This is a genomic window from Arthrobacter sp. JCM 19049 (assembly GCF_001310435.1).
Map to the genome: position 1 here is coordinate 1 of NZ_BAXF01000767.1, position 815 is coordinate 815.

Genomic DNA, 815 nt, shown 5'->3' on the forward strand with positions numbered 1-815 from the left:
AGCGCCTGCTTGCCGGGTTCATCCAGTTCGCTGTGCCGGGTTCCGGCAGGTACTGCGTCCCAGCTCCTGGCTGTCGGCGGCCAGGTCCCGCAGGAAGTTGACCTTCTGGAAGGCCGCCCCCAGCCGCCGGGCCGCGCTCAGCGCCCGTCCATCCGGGTCCGGTTTGCTGCCGGGCATGGCCTGGAAGACCTTCAGGCACATCAGGCCCACCACCTCGGCCGAACCGTAGATGTAGTCCTGCAGGGAGAGTTCATCGTGGCTGGGGCGCACCAGGTCCTGGCGCATGGAGGCAAAGAACGGGCGGGTCAGCTCCACCCCGATGCCGTGGCGCCGGGCGCTGCAGGCGAAGGCGTGAACCACCAGGTTCGTGCTGTAGCCGCAGGCCAACGCCGTCTCGGTGTCCTTTTCCAGCTCATCCAGGGTCCGGGCCACCTCGCTGGCCGGCAGCCCGGCCTCCACGGCGACCCCGTCCACCACCTCATCGGCGAGCCGGACCAGCGCATAGATGTTGGCAATGTGTTCCCGCTCTGCCGGTCCAGCAGCCGGCAGGCCAGGGAGAAGGAGGTGGAGTACTGACCAATCACGGTTTGGGCGCTGCGTGAGGCGGTGCGGGTGTACAGCTGCAGTGCGCTGGGTTGGAGGGGCATTACAGACTCCGTTCCAGGATCAGGGACGGGTAGGCGCGCAGCTCGTCCTGGATGGTTTCTGGCAGCGCGGCGAAGTGGGTGGAGGCCAGGGCACCGGAGCACAGGTCCGCGGCCAGGCGGCGGGCCACCTGTTCGGCCCCGCTTGCCCGCAGCGCGCGGCGGACCTCT

1 protein-coding gene is annotated in these 815 nt (G+C 69.1%); it reads right to left on the minus strand.

Annotation, left to right across the window (positions count from 1 at the left end; genetic code table 11):
• Positions 1-18: 18 nt before the first annotated feature.
• Complete coding sequence (locus JCM19049_RS16100) at positions 19-477, minus strand: squalene/phytoene synthase family protein (protein ID WP_054822050.1); 459 nt, start codon at positions 475-477, stop codon at positions 19-21.
• Positions 478-815 lie beyond the last annotated feature (338 nt).